Annotated in this window: 13 protein-coding genes; 6 read left to right on the forward strand and 7 right to left on the reverse strand. The window is 59.9% G+C overall.

Features of this window, described 5'->3' with window-relative positions:
- Positions 1–88 precede the first annotated feature (88 nt).
- The 6 genes from P3T25_RS03415 to P3T25_RS03440 form a co-directional block, all read right to left on the reverse strand.
- Entirely contained in the window at positions 89–955 is an 867-nt protein-coding gene (locus tag P3T25_RS03415; protein ID WP_266257747.1) for an alpha/beta fold hydrolase, read from the reverse strand.
- A 51-nt stretch (positions 956–1,006) separates the two neighbouring features.
- Positions 1,007–2,116, reverse strand: a complete 1,110-nt coding sequence (locus P3T25_RS03420; RefSeq protein ID WP_429357484.1) for a flavin reductase — start codon at positions 2,114–2,116, stop codon at positions 1,007–1,009.
- Positions 2,113–3,135 carry an LLM class flavin-dependent oxidoreductase gene (locus P3T25_RS03425; protein WP_429357485.1) on the reverse strand — a complete coding sequence of 341 codons (1,023 nt, stop codon included), beginning with the start codon at positions 3,133–3,135 and terminating at the stop codon, positions 2,113–2,115. The genes P3T25_RS03420 and P3T25_RS03425 overlap by 4 nt, the downstream gene beginning before the upstream one ends.
- Before the next feature lie 38 nt (positions 3,136–3,173).
- On the reverse strand, positions 3,174–3,539 hold the full coding sequence (locus P3T25_RS03430; RefSeq protein WP_429357486.1) for a VOC family protein: 366 nt from the start codon (positions 3,537–3,539) through the stop codon (positions 3,174–3,176).
- A gap of 68 nt (positions 3,540–3,607) precedes the next feature.
- On the reverse strand, positions 3,608–5,269 hold the full coding sequence (locus tag P3T25_RS03435) for an AMP-binding protein (RefSeq protein ID WP_429357487.1): 1,662 nt from the start codon (positions 5,267–5,269) through the stop codon (positions 3,608–3,610).
- Positions 5,270–5,303: 34 nt separating this feature from the next.
- Positions 5,304–6,092: an enoyl-CoA hydratase/isomerase family protein gene (locus tag P3T25_RS03440; protein ID WP_154559764.1), complete on the reverse strand. Its 789-nt coding sequence runs from the start codon at positions 6,090–6,092 to the stop codon at positions 5,304–5,306.
- A gap of 329 nt (positions 6,093–6,421) precedes the next feature.
- Here P3T25_RS03440 and P3T25_RS03445 point away from each other — a divergent pair, with 329 nt between their 5' ends.
- The 4 genes from P3T25_RS03445 (at position 6,422) to wrbA (ending at position 9,900) form a co-directional block, all read left to right on the forward strand.
- A complete protein-coding gene (locus tag P3T25_RS03445; RefSeq protein WP_154559765.1) occupies positions 6,422–7,429 on the forward strand; it encodes a zinc-binding alcohol dehydrogenase family protein in 1,008 nt (335 codons plus the stop codon).
- Positions 7,430–7,699: 270 nt separating this feature from the next.
- On the forward strand, positions 7,700–8,383 hold the full coding sequence (locus P3T25_RS03450; protein WP_154559766.1) for a TetR/AcrR family transcriptional regulator: 684 nt from the start codon (positions 7,700–7,702) through the stop codon (positions 8,381–8,383).
- A 193-nt stretch (positions 8,384–8,576) separates the two neighbouring features.
- The gene (locus P3T25_RS03455) at positions 8,577–8,861 is read left to right on the forward strand and encodes a DUF4148 domain-containing protein (protein WP_154559767.1); all 285 of its coding nucleotides are present in this window, start codon (positions 8,577–8,579) and stop codon (positions 8,859–8,861) included.
- A gap of 439 nt (positions 8,862–9,300) precedes the next feature.
- On the forward strand, positions 9,301–9,900 hold the full coding sequence (gene wrbA, locus P3T25_RS03460; RefSeq protein ID WP_154559768.1) for an NAD(P)H:quinone oxidoreductase: 600 nt from the start codon (positions 9,301–9,303) through the stop codon (positions 9,898–9,900).
- Positions 9,901–9,938: 38 nt separating this feature from the next.
- Here the strand turns inward: wrbA and P3T25_RS03465 are convergent, their stop codons facing one another.
- Positions 9,939–10,865 carry a LysR substrate-binding domain-containing protein gene (locus tag P3T25_RS03465; protein WP_429357488.1) on the reverse strand — a complete coding sequence of 309 codons (927 nt, stop codon included), beginning with the start codon at positions 10,863–10,865 and terminating at the stop codon, positions 9,939–9,941.
- Between the two features lie 189 nt (positions 10,866–11,054).
- Between P3T25_RS03465 and P3T25_RS03470 the strand changes: the two genes are divergently transcribed.
- Both P3T25_RS03470 and P3T25_RS03475 read left to right on the forward strand, forming a co-directional pair.
- Positions 11,055–11,753 (forward strand): pirin family protein, encoded by a 699-nt coding sequence (locus tag P3T25_RS03470; protein WP_266237184.1) that lies wholly within the window; start codon positions 11,055–11,057, stop codon positions 11,751–11,753.
- 48 nt (positions 11,754–11,801) lie between these two features.
- On the forward strand, positions 11,802–12,224 hold the full coding sequence (locus P3T25_RS03475) for a DoxX family protein (protein ID WP_429357489.1): 423 nt from the start codon (positions 11,802–11,804) through the stop codon (positions 12,222–12,224).
- Positions 12,225–12,284: the final 60 nt, after the last annotated feature.

A 12,284-nucleotide genomic window follows, 5' to 3' on the forward strand; every position in this document is an offset into this window, starting at 1 on the left:
ACCGATGCGCGTCATCTGTTTCGGCGGACGATTGCCACGGACGTGCTAGCACGAGGGCCGCGGCTTGCTCATCGCAGTCATCCTTCCGTCAGTCTGTCCCGGCTTCCGCAACTGCCAACACGATGGAATTGAACGCTTCCGGCGCTTCAAGCTTCGGCATGTGGCCAATCCCATCGAGCACGTGGAGTGTCGAACCGTGAGCAGCCTTGTGAATCGGCTGCGCATGGTCGTCAATTGGAGCGACGCGGTCCAGGTTGCCGACAATGACGGAGATCGGCGCTGCGATCGAAGGAACGACGGATGGTGTATACGCAGAGAAGAGCATGTCTACGGCGTGTTCCCAGCCTGTAGGGGTCACCGCGTCTCTTAGCCGGGATACGACCGCGCGAACCAGGGGGCCGGCGTTCGGAGCGATCAGAGCATTGACCACGGCGGCGCGTGCCTCGATCGATTGTGCCGCTGCGCTTCGCATCAGAACTTCTCGTGCCGCGTCGCGCTCCTTACCGGACAGATGTCCTCGTGCAACATTGGGCGCGCTCAATACAAGGGCGCGCGTAGCCGACGGATACCGCGCCGCAAACGTTGCGGCGATGACGCTACCCCATGAACTGCCTACGACGGTTGCACGCGATATGCCGAGCGCAGACAGTAGGGCCATGAGTACATCGGCGTAATCCGTGGCGGCCGGCGTGCTGATCGCAAAGGGGCTGCTTTGTCCGTAGCCGGGAGCGTCCCAGGCAATCACCCGATGGTTCCTGCTTAGTGCGGCGAGCTGCGCGCGGTATCCCGCCGAACTCGAACCAATACCATGCAGCAGCACGATGGCGGGCGCGCGCTCGTCACCGGCAGTGCGATACGTGATGACCCGTTTGTCGCCGAGTGTGGGGAGATTCACTAGTGCCTGGTCGACGGCGGGCAACGAGGATTCAAGTAGATGGCTTTCTGTTTCAGTCATGATTGAAGTCTGGCCGATGTATCAGTCGCTTTAACTTAGGCAAATGCCAATTCACGCATCTCTCAATGCAGCGGAAATCTCATGCGCGGCGGCTCTGAGGGCTTCTGCACAAGGTCCATCGGCCGCGGCATCGAAATGCTCGGCTGGGCCTATCGCCGTCAGTGCCAGCACGGCCATTCCGCTCGGGGAAAGAATGGGCACGCTGATGGCGTTGGCGAGCATACGGTCGTCATAGAACGGGGCGGGGCGTCTCGTCGCGACATGCGAGGCCCTGACGGATTCAAGTACGCTTGCGAGCGATTCCGCCGTGGGGAGCACTTCGCCAGACGCTTGTCGTGCGTTGTCACGCAGTTCCGCTGTCACAAATCGATCGACGGCTTCGTGCGGAAGGAACGCCGCCAGCGCCAGGCCCGAAGCGGAAGACGTCACCGGCAGCACGAGCCCAAGCGGCAGATCGGCGGCCACAGGCGTGGTTGCGGCTTGCCATGCGATCACCGTGGGACCGTGATTGCCCCACGCTGCCAGCGCAAGTGTCTTGTCCAGCGTATGCGCGAGCCGCAACATGGCGCGGCTGGCCAGCCGGACTGCATGTGGCTGCGATTTCATCGTGCCCGCCGTTCCGATCGGCGCGCGGCCGAGGTCGTGCGGGTCGGCAACCAGATATTGTCCACCGCCGAATACCAGCGGGCGCCGCGTGCTCTGGCGTATGCATTCCACCGACCCGACAAAAATCACGTGGTCGCCGCCCGGAAAGCGGGAGACCACCTTGCACTCCAACCATGCGCTGCAATCGCGCAGTAGCGGCAGTCCGTCGACCCCCAGGTCATAGTCGATGCCGGCGAATTTGTCCGGCGACCGGGTCGCAAAGTGATTGGCGAGGTCGTACTGGTGTTCAGCCAGGATGTTGATGGTGAAGCGCCCGGCATCCCTGAACGCGGTATGGCTTCCCGCAGAGGTCGCCTGGCTCCACAGGACGAGAGGCGGATCCAGCGAGACCGAGGAAAACGAATTGGCGGTGAGGCCGTGCATTTTCCCCTCGCCGTCGAGCGTGGTGATCACGGTGACGCCGGTTACGAAGGACCCGAGCACGTCTCTCAACTGACGCTTCTCGAACGTCCTGATGGCAGGACGCGCCTCGTCTAACGCAGTGCTTCCGGTCATGACAGAACCCTTTGCGACTCGCTGAACGCCGGCATGATGGACTCGTGAAACAGGCCGATAGATGTCTTCGCTTCGGAGACGGACATGTCTCCGAACATGAACGTTCCGATGAGGTAGTTGAATGCCCCTTCGTGCGCCTGCTCCAGCAGCTTTTCACGCACGGTTTCCGGCCGGCCCACTACGGCCAGGCCCGATTCCACGAGCGGCTCGATTGTCGGCGGAAGCTTCTGGTTGACCGGTTCCGTCCCGTGCTTCTTCCAGAGCTTGAAAAAGTTCGGACGGAACACCGACCATGCCCGCGAGGCAATTTTCATCGCCTCCTGGTCCGTTTCGGCGACCACGACGTAGCGATTCACGCCGATGAGCGGCTCAGCGGCGGACGGATGCCGCTTGGCGAATTCTTCGCGATATCGATCGGTGATGGCTCTGACTCGCTGGACCGGGCCGCCGCACACGATGTTCATCTTCTCCTGGGCCGGCCATACCGTCGACTCCGGCGATGCCAGCGCGTACCAGGTCGGAGGGGGCGTCTGCAGCGGCTTGAGTTCGATCGGCATGTCGTTGAATTGCCAGAACGTCCCCTTATAGTCGAGCGTATCCGAACTCAAATACCGCTTGATGATTTCATACGACTCGACGTATCTGGCCTGAGCCGTGGCCGCGTCGATACCGAGTGCCTCGATTTCGTGGGGTGAGGCGCCGCGGCCCACGCCATACTCCAGGCGGCCGCCGCTCAGATTGTCGAGCATGCAAATTTCTTCGGCGAGACGGACCGGGTGGTGGATCGGGAGAATGTAGACGAGCGGCGACAGGCGCAGTTTCTTGGTGCGCTGTGCAGCAGCGGCAAGAAACACGCTTTGCGACGGGCAGGCGCTCAGCGTGGTCGCATGGTGTTCCGACATGTGATAGGCATGGAAACCGAGCCTGTCGTAAAGCTCGATAATTTGCATCCTGTCTTCGTACTGCTTATGAATAGGCAGTCCATTGCGATCGTTCTGGTCGAATATACCGAATTTCATGGCTTTTCCAGTAAGTGCGAAATGTGTGATCTTCTGACTTAACGTGTCGAAGATTTGCTGAATACCTGGAAGATGTTTTCTTCCGGATCCTGGTAGGTGGTAACGACGCCGTGTGTGCCCATGTCGCGCTGCGCGAGTTGCTGGCCGCCCGCAGACAGGATTTTCTGCCGGACCTCGTCCTGGGCCTCACCGGCGACCTGGAAGACGGGGACGGCCCCGACGGCTCCTTCTGCCGCTTCCTCTGCCGAACTCAGTGCAAATGCGCTGCGCTGCAGACGAAATTGAGTCCACTTGTTCCCGTCGCGAAACTGGACACGCATCCCCAGCGCCGATGCATAGAAATCTTCCAGCCTGGCCATATCCTTCGCGACGAAGTAGATGGTTTGTACGTCAACTTCTGCCATGGCGGCACTCCGGTAAATGGTTATAGCGGGATTGATGTGACCCGATGTGACCTCGTTGCCGAGGCGCATCACGCTGTGTGCTGTTCTGTCAGTCCAAGTTCGTCACTCATGATTTGCCGGATCACGTACTTCTGGATTTTTCCCGTCACGGTGGTCGGAAACGAGTCGACAAAGCGGATGTATTTGGGAACCTTGTAATGCGCTATCCGGCCCTTGCAAAAGTCGCGGACTGCCTCGTCGTCGAGAACCGACTCCGGCCTGACGACGATCCATGCGCAGAGTTCTTCGCCGAAATGCTGGTCCGGTACGCCGACCACCTGCACGTCGAGTACACCTGGGCAGGAGTACAGAAACTCTTCGATCTCGCGGGGATAAAGGTTTTCACCACCGCGGATGACCATATCCTTGATGCGCCCGACGATGTTGACGTAGCCATCCGGATCCATCGTCGCGAGATCGCCCGAATGCATCCAGCCTTCGGCGTCGATTGCGTCGCGCGTCCGGTCGGGCTGGTTCCAGTAGCCAAGCATGACCGAGTAGCCGCGGGTGCAGAGTTCGCCGGTCTGGCCGCGCTCCACAGTCTGGCCGCTGAGCGGGTCGATAATCTTTACGTCGAGGTGAGGCAACACCTGGCCGACCGTGGATACCCGCCGCTCGACTGGCGTATCCGTCATGCTTTGGCAGCTCACGGGGCTCGTTTCCGTCATGCCGTATGCGATCGTGATCTCGGGCAGATGCATTTCGCCGACAACCCGCTTCATGATCTCGATAGGGCAAGGAGAACCGGCCATGATGCCGGTGCGCAGGCTGCTCATATCGAACTCCGCAAAGCGCGGGTGATTGAGTGCAGCGATGAACATGGTCGGCACGCCGTACAGCGCTGTGCATTTTTCTGCCTGAACGGTCTCCAGAACGGCTTCGGCGTCGAAGCGTTCGGCGGGGTAGACGATCGTCGAGCCATGGGTCAGGCAAGCCAGATTACCCATCACCATGCCGAAGCAGTGGTACATCGGAACCGGGACGCAGACTCGATCCGCGTGGGTGAGCTTCATGCACTCGCCCACGAAGAAACCGTTGTTCAGGATGTTGCGATGACTCAGCGTAGCGGCCTTGGGAAGTCCCGTCGTCCCGCTGGTGAACTGGATGTTGACGGCGTCGTCCGGGCGCACGGTGCGGCGTACGTCCTGAAGCTTTGCGCTGTTTGCATCGCCGGAGCGAAGCAGGTCGGAGAAGCGTTGCGCGCCGGCTTCGTCCGGGCAGTCCGCCTCGTCGATCCACCAGATCGTCTCAAGGCTCGGCAGCCGGGCCTTTCCCAGCTCCCGCAACATGTTCAGATACTCGCTCGACCGGTATCGAACCATCGTCACGATGGCCCTGCACCCGACCAGGTTGAGCGCATGCTCCAGTTCCGAGGTCCGATAGGCCGGGTTGATGTTGACGAGTATCAACCCGGCCTTTGCCGTGGCCAACTGCAGCAGCAGCCAGGCGAGGTTCGTGTGGGACCAGATTCCGATCCGGTCGCCCGGCTTGAGTCCTGCCTCGAGAAGCGCGGCCGCAAGCCGGTCCGACTTTTCGCGAAGTTCGCCGTAGCTTAGCTGGATCCCTTCATGCCGGCTGATTGCCGCGACGTGCTCGCCCATCTTGCTGGCGACCTCGTCAAATGAATCGCCAATGGTTTTGTCGATCAGCTCCGGGAAACGTGCTCCGCGCTGATATGAAAGTGTGTTCATCGGTATCTTCCGTGCAATGCGCCTGACTGACGGCTCATTTGCCGACAAATACGACCGGAGCCGGTTCTTCGCCTCGAGCGAAGGCTTCTGCGCGTGCAGTTCGTCCTTTCCTGGCGTCTTCCGTCATGTGCAGCCCCATGGTGAGGTCCAGGATCAGCGAGTCCGCACCGGGCACACCGCCGCCTGCCCATGCCTTGAGGAGGGCGCGAATGGCGCCATACGAGCGCGTAGGGCCGTTCGCAAGTTTGATGGCGAGATCGTCGGCAACATTCTCGACCTCATCTTCGCCGACGACGAAGGCGGCAACGCCGAGCCGACCGGCGGTCGCGCCGGACATGGGTTCGCTCAGCATTGCGTAGCGCGCTGCAAATGCACGACCGGCTCTTTCCGCCAGGCGCTGCACGCCGCCCGCGACAGGCGCCGAGCCAACGGATGCTTCAATGCAGCGGAAGGTGGCGTTCTCCGCTGCGACGATGAAGTCGCAAGCGAGAGCCAGTTCGAATGCGCCACCGAATGCCGCGCCGCGCACGGCGGCAATCGTCGGGATCTGGAGGGATTCGATTGACCGATAGGTATGATGAATCTGCGATATGAACGTCCGCCAGTCATCGAAATCTTTGTCGATGAAATCGAGGACGTCGCCGCCTTTGCTGAAATCGGGGCCTTGTGCGCGGATCAGGAGCGACCGGATATCGGCCTTGCTGGCTTCCCGAACGGCCTTCTCAAGGCAGTCAGCGAAATCAGCCGCGATGAGATTCGAGGGAGGATTGGCCAATACGATATGGCCTACGTTCTGACGACGTTCAAAGTAGATGCTTTCCATTGAAAGGAATCCTTAATAAATGATGGCGATCGTAAAAAGCTCGATGTCTCCTGCCAGGCACTGCACTGCATATATTCAACAATAGTGAATGCGTGCAGCATTGTTGTATATTAGGATGCTGGCGGAGACGTGTCAACCATTCGCTGATGACGTTCTGCCGCGCGCAATGGTGCTTTGCCATTCAGGACACTGGCGGGCGACCGTTGTGGAGATAGGATTCCAGACGGGTCAAACCACAAACCATCGGCAATTTCAGTGGCTAGCGATTTGACCTGCGCTTCGCATGGCTTGGCCGAAAAAGTTCGGCATAAGCGACATTGGAGAATGTAATGAAGGCGATTGGCTATAAAGCAAAGGGTGGCGTCGAGGTTTTGACCGAGCTCGAACTCCCGATGCCGGAACCGGGCCCACGCGATTTGCGGGTCGCCGTGAAGGCCGTGTCGGTGAATCCTGTCGATGTGAAGCGCCGTCGCTGGGAAGATCCTTCGGAGAGTCCGCTGCCCAGAGTGTTGGGCTACGACGCGGCAGGCGTGATCGTTGCGGTGGGAAGCGAGGTCACGCTCTTTAGCCCTGGCGATGAGGTCTTCTATGCGGGCGCGATGGATCGCCCCGGGACCAACTCGGAGTTTCACCTCGTCGACGAGCGGATCGTCGGGCCCAAGCCCACCTCATTGTCGTTCGCCGAGGCGGCGGCCTTGCCGCTCACTTCGATAACTGCATGGGAAATGCTCTTCGACCGCATGAAGGTGCCGCGTGGCTTGCGCGCACCTGGCGGCACGCTGCTCGTTCTGAACGGAGCAGGGGGCGTTGGCTCCATGTTGATCCAACTGGCGAACCGCCTCACGGGCCTCACTGTCATCGCCACTGCGTCCCGGCCCGAAACTGTCGAGTGGGTGAAGAAGCTCGGTGCGAAGCACGTTGCCGACCACAGCAAGCCTATCGACGAAGCGCTGCACGCAATCGGCTTCGATGGCGTGGACTATATCGGGGCGATTACTTCCATGCCCGGTAGCGCCCCCAGTCTCGCCCGTGCGTTGAATCCCCAAGGCCATATCACGCTGATCGACAACTTCGACGACAGCATTGCGCCGTTCAAGCCGAAGAGCATCACGGTTTCGTGGGAGATGATGTTTACCCGGTCGCTGTTCCAGACAGCGGACATGGATGCCCAGCACCGCTTGCTGAAAGAAGTGTCGGAGATGGTTGACGCCGGCCTGCTGCAGACGACACTCACGCACGTGGAAGGGCCCTTGACTGCAGCGAATCTTCGCCGTGCCCACGAACGGATCGAAACAGGAAAGGCTATCGGGAAGACCGTGCTGGAAGGCTTCCAGTAATGATTGTCGAGTGTCGTTTTCGCGTGGCGTGGTCAGCGCCGCGTCATGATTCCGGCTTTAACCACCACGGTTTTGCAGGGTGTTAACCACACTTGACATTATATTTTCCAATCGTATAGTAATGCGGCGAGGCGTGCGTAGAGCGACATGGCGTACGAGGTGATGCTTCCCGGGTCGATCACGCGTGATTCGCAAAAATGCTTTGTTAGAAGAACCGCTGCAACAGTCGTCGATGCCGGTTCGGCTGCTGACACAAAGGATGGCTAAACGATGTGGAAAGCATTGGTGGATGAATTTGCTCAGCAAGACGAACGTGAACCCGACTCATTGCGAGTTGGGCGGTCCGCGATCCGTCGAAAGAACAGCAGACTTCCGCAGGCTGCAACGGACGATCTCCGGAACACCATTCTTGAAGCCGCAGTAGCGCTTTTCTATCGCGAGCCGGTCGAGTCGTTGAATCTCGATCGGCTTGCCGATCAAACGGGGCTCGGTAAGCGGCACATCTATCGGATTTTCGGGTCACGTAAGGCGTTTCTACAAGCTTATGCCGACCTGCTTTGTGATCGTGAGCGTGCCCAATGGCGGGAAGCCGGACATCGGTCCGGCGAGGAGCCCGTCCAACACTTGCTCGAACTCTTTATCGATGTCGCCGTCGAACTGGCTTCCGGTAGTCGTCAGCCAGGGCAGCCTCAATTGCCGGCGGTACAGTTCGTCGACAAGGATCATCCTGTCAGGCTATCGCGTGCGAAGCTTAGCCGGGAGTTTCGGGCACTATTGATGCGGCTGGCTATTGCCGCAAATGCAGTAGATGCCGAGGCGTTGGCGGATACGTTGATGATGCTTTGGGAAAATGCAACAACAAGCAACTTCAAATCAGGCAGCGACTCCCGGCGGATCGCTCAGCGTCTGCCGACCCTGGTCGACCACATCATCAAGAGCTACGTGATGCTGTAGGCACGCAGGGAGGAGGTCGCATCATCCTCGTTCGCATGCTCGACGGCGACGTCGGCCGATTGTTGCCGCATCAGCAATAGAGAGTTCAAAAACTAGTACTTACCCTAACGATTTTTGCCCTTTAGACTGCGTGCAGCCATGGCAGCGAAGCTGCTCTGTATTGCAACTAAAACAATCGTTGAGGTAGGTCACCATGAAGTCGTTCACCAGGATGGTTCTTATTGCTGCCCTTATTGCAGCACCGGTTGCGTCGTTCGCACAGTCCAGTCAGCCGGTAAGCCGTGCGCAGGTGCGCGCCGATCTGGCCCAGCTCGAGAAAGCTGGCTACGACCCGCACGACTGGATTCACTACCCCGAGAACATTCAGGCAGCTGAAGCAAAAGTCGCGGCGCAGAATGCCGCAGCCCAAGCCCCTGTCTCGGGTTACGGTGGTGGTGCTGACGGGACGTCCCGTTCGGGCGCAGCAAGCGGTATGTAATGTTGATGTAAAGACGCGATTCTCGAGAATCGCGTAGTTTGCGGCTGAGTCTTTCCCACCTGTATCGGTGGGAAAGACTCAGCCGTTTTGCTTTATGGGCGTTTGCAAGCCATCATTCGGATGCATTGATTAATTCTTGTCGTTCTGTCAAAAGCAACGATTCGTTGCAGCCGTGGAGCTATGCGCATAAGCATTTCGGTCGTAGCCTTCAGGTCGAGTCATCATTTCATTTCGGGTGCTCGTCATGGCGCGCGCTCCGGTAGGGCAGGCTCGCGTGCGGCAACGCTGATCGCGAACTGAGAACACGGATCCGCTGAGACGACCGCCTGACCGGGCGGATCGTCTCACCCGGATCGGCGCTTACTGCAACACCGTGCGCGTTGTCCGGCGCACATCATTTCCCACAGTGGTATCACGCAGATATAGGAAGGAGATCGAAATGTCGAAAGTTCTGGTTCTATATTATTCCTCGTATGGCCATGTCGAAGCGCTAGCGGATGCCGTCGCCGAAGGGGCGCGTTCCGCGGGCGCCACGGTCGACGTCAAGCGGGTGCCCGAGACCGCGCCGGCGGAGGTGGCCAAGGCCGCCTACTTCAAACTCGATCAGCAAGCGCCGGTCGCGACCGTCGCCGAGCTCGCCAACTATGACGCTATTGTCGTCGGCACGCCGACCCGATTCGGGCGCGTCTCATCGCAGATGGCGGCATTCCTGGATCAAGCCGGCGGCCTCTGGATGAGCGGTGCATTGAATGGCAAAGTCGGCGGTGCGTTCACGTCGTCGGCGAGCCAGCACGGCGGCCAGGAAACGACGCTGTTCTCGATCATTACCAACCTGCTGCACTTCGGCATGACCATCGTCGGCCTGCCATACAGCCACCAGGGGCAAATGACGCTGGATGAAATCGTCGGTGGTTCGCCGTACGGCGCCACGACGATCGCCGGTGGGCAAGGTCAACGCCAGCCGAGCGCGATCGAGCTCGCCGGCGCTCGTCACCAGGGCGAACTGATCGCCCGGACGGCCAACAAGCTGTTTGGCTGAACGTCAGGCTATTCGCACCGTTGACGCGCATGAGACGGTCAGGCAGATCCCTGCCTGGCCGACACGGTTTCGAATCCTACCACCAGCGCATCGAGCAAGTGACGCACGGCCGGAACCATGCCGCGGCGCGTGGGAAAGATCGCATGCACAAGGCCCGGCGTGCTAGCCAGACCTGGCAGCAGATGCTGCAGGCGGCCAGCCTGAATATCGGCCTCAACCAGTTCTCTCGGCAGCATGGCCACGCCAACGCCGGATATCGCCGCCAGCCGAAGGCTCGCCAGGTCGTCGGTGGCGAGGCGAGGCTGGTGCGCCCATGAGGTCACACGCCCCTCAGCGTCGACCAGATTCCACACAAATCGCTCGTTGCTGCTCGCCATGGAGAGGGTGGGCCATTCCTTTACGGAATCGATCGAACTGGGCACCGAATGGCGCGCGGCCAGTTCGGGACTGGCAACCAGAATGTGGATCGACAAGCCCAACTGGCGGACGGCGAGGTCGGTATTTTCCAACGGCGGCAGCCTGACCCGGATGGCAAAGTCCAGGCCTTCCTCGACGACATCCACGCGGCGGTTGGTTGCATCCAGCAGGACCTGGACATCAGGATTGTCCTCTACGTATCGCGCGATGATCGTTGAGATGCCGGACTCCAGCAAGGCCACGGGGCAGGCGATGCGGACGGTGCCCTGCGGCTTGGAGCGCGTGCGCTCCACGATCTCTTTCGCGGCCTTGGCTTCCGCCACCAGTGCAAGGCAATGCTGATGGAACTGCCGCCCGGTCTCCGTCAAGGAAAGGCTCCGGCTGGTGCGATTGAGCAGGCGAACGCCAAGCTCTTCTTCCAGTGCGCGAACGCGCCGGCTGAGTTTCGACGTCTGTAAGCCGAGGCCGCGCGCGGCCGCCGTGTAGCTTCCACGCTCGACCACCTCTGCGAAGAGCCGAAGATCATTGAGGTCAGTGATTGCGTTCATAGGCGGACTTCAACTCCTTCTGATCGTTCTATTGGTGGCAATGAAGCGTTTCATTGTAGGAGCTATGCGCGAGTTCATTGCGAATATAGCATTCTTCCCATCACCTGCATCACCTGTATCAGCGCTGAATTCGGTCGGTCGCACAGGTGACAAGCGTCGCATTGGCGGCGGCGGAAAACGGAGATGGACATGCTCACACACAGACGTTGGGAATCACTGGACACGGCGAACCGGGATTGGCTGCGCGCGAAATACCATTTCGCGGTGAGCGCCGACGGCAATCCCGACCATGCCGCTCTCGGTCCCCTGATTGTGTGGAACGACGACGAGATCGCGGTTGACAGCGGTTTTCCCATGCACGGGCATCGTGACATGGAAATCATCACCTATGTGCGCCAGGGCCTGCTCGGGCATCGAGACACTTTGGGATCCGAAGGAACGATCCACGCAGGCGATGTCCAGGTTATGAGCGCCGGCACGGGCATACGCCACGCCGAATTCAACAAGGGCGAAGTGCCGCTCAAGGTTTACCAGATCTGGCTGTTGCCTCGCAAAGCCGGTGGTGAACCCGCATGGGATACCAAGCCGTTTCCAAGAAGCGACCGCTCAGGGCGCTTTGTAGTCCTGGCCAGCGGGTTCGCGGGCGACGAAGGTGCGCTGCCTATTCGTGCCAATGCGCGTGTGTTCGGCGCAATGCTGAAGGCAGGCGAAAGCGTTCGATACGAGTTGAGTCCGGCGCGTCGCGCCTATCTCGTCGTGGCCTCGGGACGCATCGAAGTGAATGGCGAGCCCGTTGGGCCGCTGGACGGCGTGGCGATCACGAAAGTCGCCGCGGCACAGATTTCTGCTCTTGAAGATTCCGAGCTGGTGATGGTGGACGCCGGCTAATTCCCTTTCTCTTAATCCACCTGCGTAAATTCATCTTAGGAGTTAGTCATGGAACGTTTTAAATTTCTTCCGTTGTTGGGTCGTGTTCTGATCGGTGCACCGTTTGTCATGAGCGGGCTGGGCAAACTCGCGGCGTATGGCGCGACGGTTGGCTATATCGCGGCCATGGGTCTGCCCGTGCCGCCACTCGCATTCATTCTTGCCGTGCTGACCGAGCTGGGCGGTGGCCTGCTGCTGCTGTCGGGCTACCGGGCTCGCGCCGTGTCGCTGGGGATGGCGGTGTTCTGTGTGGTCACCGCGCTGTTCTTTCACCACAACTTCGCCGATCAAAACCAGATGATTCACTTCCTCAAGAACGTGATGATGGCCGGCGGTCTCCTGCAAATCACCTGGTTCGGCGCCGGCGCTTTCAGCCTGGACGCGCTCACCGGCCGGACAGCTTTGCGTGTTGCGCCTGTGAACGCGAGCTGACAAGTCTGATCCGCTGAGACGACCGGCTGACCAGTTGACCGGCTGGATCGTCTCACCGGG

Source organism: Paraburkholderia sp. GAS32, assembly GCF_050434225.1.
Taxonomy (GTDB): Bacteria; Pseudomonadota; Gammaproteobacteria; order Burkholderiales; family Burkholderiaceae; genus Paraburkholderia; species Paraburkholderia madseniana.